The 4,583-nt window shown below is 77.1% G+C and carries 2 protein-coding genes and 1 pseudogene; 1 reads left to right on the top strand and 2 read right to left on the bottom strand.

Going from position 1 to position 4,583, the window contains the following annotated elements; all coding sequences use genetic code 11:
- Nucleotides 1-11: 11 nt before the first annotated feature.
- Nucleotides 12-1,903, bottom strand: a pseudogene (locus tag WCS02_RS17670) (M3 family metallopeptidase).
- 201 nt (nucleotides 1,904-2,104) lie between these two features.
- Nucleotides 2,105-4,258: a putative bifunctional diguanylate cyclase/phosphodiesterase gene (locus WCS02_RS17665; RefSeq protein WP_340295578.1), complete on the bottom strand. Its 2,154-nt coding sequence runs from the start codon at nucleotides 4,256-4,258 to the stop codon at nucleotides 2,105-2,107.
- A 93-nt stretch (nucleotides 4,259-4,351) separates the two neighbouring features.
- Between WCS02_RS17665 and WCS02_RS17660 the strand changes: the two genes are divergently transcribed.
- Nucleotides 4,352-4,583, top strand: a 232-nt coding sequence (locus WCS02_RS17660; RefSeq protein ID WP_340295577.1) for a hypothetical protein, incomplete at its 3' end; no start/stop codon positions are given.

Raw genomic sequence — 4,583 nt, 5'->3', positions numbered from 1 at the left:
CGGGGGGGGCCTCAGGCACCGTCGACGAGCAGCCCGCGGCGGCGGAGCAGCGGCTCGGGGCGGGGGGCGCGGCCGCGGACGGCGGCGAACATCGCCATCGGGTCGGCGGACCCGCCGCGCGACAGCAGCTCCCGGCGGAAGGTGTCGCCGAGCTCGCGGCGCAGGCCGCCGTTCTCGGTGAACCAGTCGACGAGTTCCGCGTCGAGCACCTCGCTCCAGATGTAGCCGTAGTACCCCGCGCTGTACCCGCCGGCGAAGACGTGCGAGAAGTACGTGCTGCGGTAGCGCGGCGGCACGCTGGGCACGTCCAGGCCCTGGTCGGCGAGGACGTCGGCCTCGAACGCCTCGACGTCCTCGGGGGCGATCGCCCTCCCGGCGGGCAGGGCGTGCCAGGCCAGGTCCAGCAGCGTGGCGCCCAGGTACTCCGTGGTCCGGAAGCCCTCGCCGTACGCCAGCGCCTCCTTGAGCGCGGCCACGGTGGCCCCGTCCAGCGGCTCGCCGGTGACGTGGTGGCGCGCCCAGCCGGGCAGCACCTCCGGGTGCCAGGCCCACATCTCGTTGACCTGCGAGGGGAACTCCACGTAGTCGCGGGGCACGTTCGTCCCCGAGAAGCGCGGGTGCCGGACCGCGGAGAACAGCCCGTGCAGCGCGTGGCCGAACTCGTGGAAGGCGGTGTCGACCTCGTCGGGGGTGAGCAGCGCCGGCTGGCCCTCGGGCGGGCGCGGCACGTTGAGGCACACCGTGACGACCGGCCGGTCGCCGAGCAGGTCGGACTGGTCGACGAACGTCGTCATCCACGCCCCGCCGCGCTTGGTCGGCCGGGCGAACCAGTCGCAGACGAACAGGCCCATGCCGCTGCCGTCGGTGTCGAAGACCTCGAAGACCCGGACGTCCGGGTGGTATCCGGGCAGGTCGGGGCGCTCGGCGAAGGTGATGCCGTACAGCCGCTCGGCGGCGGCGAGCACCCCGCCGCGCAGCACGCCCTCCAGCTCCAGTACGGGCGCAGGTCGTCGGCGTCCACGGCGAACCGGGCGCTGCGGACCCGCTCGGCGTAGTAGGCGTGGTCCCACGGCTGCAGCGGGCCGTGGTGGCCGTCGGCGTGCAGCGCCTCCTCCAGCTCGGCGGCCTCGGCGCGGGCGTTCGCGGCGGCGACGGGCGTCATCCCGGACAGGACCCGGTCGACGGCCTCGACGCTGCCGGCGGTCTGGTCGTCGAGCACGTAGTCGGCGTGGCTGTCGAAGCCGAACAGGCCGGCGCGCTCGGCGCGCAGCGCGGCCATCCGGGTCAAGAGCGGGCGGGTGTCGGTCGCCCCGGTGAGGCCCCTGCCGACGGCCGCCTCGTGCAGCCGGCGGCGGACGTCGCGGTCGCGCAGCGAGGCCAGGGCCGGCTGCGGGGTGGGCAGGACGAGGGTGAGCAGCCAGCCGTCCAGCCCGCGGTCGGCGGCGGCGGCGCGGGCGGCGGCCACCGCGTCGGGGGCGAGCCCGGCGGTCTCGCGCTCCTGCCGCAGGTGGACGGCGGCGGCGTTGGAGGCGTCGGTGACCAGGGTGTCGAAGCGCTGGGACAGGGTCGACAGCTCGGTGTTGAGCTCGCGCAGGCGCTGCTTGCTCTCCTCGGGCAGGGCGGCGCCGGCGCGGACGAAGTCGCGGTGGTAGCGCTCGAGCAGCCGGAGCTCGTCCGGCTGCAGGCCCAGGTCCTGGCGGCGGCCGTGCAGGTCGTCGACCCGGGCGAAGATGCGCCCGTCGAGGTACAGGGCGTCGGAGTGGGCGGCGAGCAGGGGGGCGAACTCCTCGTCGACCGCGCGGACGCCGGGGGTCGCGTGCGCGCTGGACAGGGCGGACACGACCGCGCCGGCCCGCTGCAGCAGCCGGCCGCTGCGCTCGAGCGCCAGGACGGTGTCGTCCATGGTCGGGGTGCCGGGCGTGGTCGCGACCGCCTCCCACTCCTCCCGCTGCTCGGCGATGCCGGCGGCCAGGGCCGGGGCCATGTGCTCCTCGCGGACCCGGTCGAACGGCGGCAGGCCGTAGGGCAGCGTGCTCGGCCGGGCGAACGGGTTGTCCTCGGTCAGCGGGGTCGTGGTCGTCACGGGGACCCACCCTAGGCAGGCTCAGCCGGTGGGGGCGGGAGCGGGCCGTCCGAACAGCCAGCCCTGGCCGTGCTCGCAGCCCATCCGCCGCAGCGCCCCGGCCTGGGCGACGGTCTCCACGCCCTCGGCCACGACGGCGAGGTCGTGCGCGTGGGCGAGCTCGACGACCGCGGCGACCACGGCGTCGGCGCGCCGCTCGGTACCGAGCCGCCGGACGAACGACATGTCGATCTTGAGGAAGCTCAGCGGGAACCGCGGCAGGTAGGCCAGCGCCGAGTAGCCGGTGCCGAAGTCGTCGATGCCGACCGCGACACCGCCGTCGACGAGCTCCGCGATCGCCTCCTCGACCACCGTGGAGTCGTGGAGCAGCGAGGTCTCGGTGAGCTCGACGGCCAGCCGGGCGGGCGCCACCCCGGAGGTGCGCAGCAGCAGCGCGACCCGGGCCGCGAACCCCGGCTCCTCGATGCTCCGGCCGGAGACGTTGACCGCCACGCGGGCGGGCAGCAGGGCGGGCGCGCCCCGGCGGCGGCGGGCCTCGTCCTCGGCGAGCAGGGCGACGACCCGGGACATCACCCAGCGGTCCAGCCGCACCACGAGGCCGGTCTCCTCGGCCACCTCGACGAGGTCGCCGGTGTGCAGGTCGACGCCGTCGGGGTCGGCGAGGCGGACGAGCGCCTCGGCGGACACCACGGTCTCGTCCCGCAGGGCGACGACCGGCTGCAGCACCACCCGCAGCGGGCAGGGGAGCCCGTCGTCGGCGGCGGCGAGCGCGGCGCGCAGCAGCGTCTCCGCGCGCACCCGGCGCTCGGTCCGGCGCTGCAGCCGCTCGTCGTAGGTGACGACCCGGTCGCGGCCGACGCCCTTGGCCTCGTACAGCGCCAGGTCGGCGTGCCCGAGCAGGTCGCGGGCCGGGCTGTCGGGCCCGACCAGCGCGATGCCCACGCTCGTGGTGAGGCTGGCGCGCTCGCCCCCGGGCAGCGTGAACGGCGCCCTCACGGCCTCGACCAGGCGGGCGCCGAGCGCCGCGTGGCGCACGGGCACGCCCTGGTGGAGCACGACCACGAACTCGTCGCCGCCCAGCCGGGCGAGGGTGCAGCCCGAGGGCACGGTGGCCCGCAGCCGCCCCGCGACCTGGACGAGCAGCGCGTCCCCGGCGCCGTGGCCCTGGCTGTCGTTGACGAGCTTGAACCGGTCGAGGTCCATGAGCAGCAGCCCCGTGACGGCGCCCGCCCGGGGGCTGGGGCCGAGCTCGCGGTCGACGACGGCGCGGTTGGCCAGGCCGGTGAGGGCGTCGGTGTGCGCCATCTGCTCCATCTGGTCCACGTGCGCGCGGCGCTCGGTGTCGTCGATGCAGTGGGCGACGGCGAACTGCGGCCGGCCCTGCTCGTCGTCGACCACGGCCGTGGTCACCCAGGCGTGGACCGTGCTGCCGTCGGCGCGCAGGTACCGGCGCGGGTAGGAGGTGCCGGGCGAGCGCCCCGCCGCCATGTCGCGCAGCCGGGCCCGGGAGCGGCGCCGCTCGCCGTGCGGCGTCCAGTCGGCCAGGCCCAGCCCGTCCAGGTCCGAGGCGCAGGACCGTCCGAGCAGCCGGGCGAAGGCGTCGTTGGCGCGCAGCAGCCGGCCGGCGCGCTCGCCCTGCAGCCACACCATGGCCATGCCGTGGGGGGCGTGGTCGAACGTCACCCGGAAGTGCGCCTCGCTGGCGGCCAGGGCCCGCTGGGCCACCTCGCGCTCGGAGACGTCGAGGGTCGCCCCGCGCAGGCCGACGATCCCGCCGTCGGCGTCGCGCAGCGGACCCGACCAGGACTCGAGGTAGCGGAGCTCGCCCGCGGGGGTGCGGATCCGGAACACGTGCCGGTACGGCGTGCCGTCGCGCAGGGCCGCGGCCTCGTGCGCGGCGGAGACGTCGACGTCGGCCGGGTCGAGCAGGGGCACCCAGTCCTCGATGGTCGGCGCCCGGTCCAGCGCCTCCAGGCCCGCCAGGCGCTGCATGCCCTCGGACCAGCGCAGCTCCCCGGTGCCGGTCACCCACTCCCACCACGCGAGCCCGGTGAGCGCGTACGCCTCCTGCAGCCGGCGGTCGGCGAGCGCGCGGTCGTCCGCGTCCTGCCGGGGGGCGGGGACGCGTGGCGCGAGGGGCGGGCCCGGCAGGACGCCAGGGGTCTGCGGCAGCACCTGGCCCCCTCCCCGTCGTGCGGTCACGGCGACCGCCCCCCGGGTGATCGGCACCGGACGGGCGCCCCTGGAGCCCGCTCCTACGATGGCCGCGTGACGGACGGGCCGAGCAGCAGCACCGACCGGCGGCTCGCGGACGTCGACGCGCTCCTCGGTCCCGTCGCGGCCGTGGCGCAGGACCCGCTCGTCCTCGCCGCCCGCGAGGTGGCCGCGACCTGGGCGGCCGACGCGGAGGCGGTCGACCAGGCGGGCGTCGACCGCCCCCCGGTCGACCTGGCGGCACGGGCCGGGCTGCTGGGCGCGGGTGCGCCGTCGGCCGACGGCG

The organism is Aquipuribacter hungaricus, assembly GCF_037860755.1.
GTDB lineage: Bacteria > Actinomycetota > Actinomycetes > Actinomycetales > JBBAYJ01 > Aquipuribacter > Aquipuribacter hungaricus.
The sequence above is the reverse complement of the archived record's forward strand: the minus strand, read 5'-3'. Positions and strand labels throughout refer to the sequence as shown.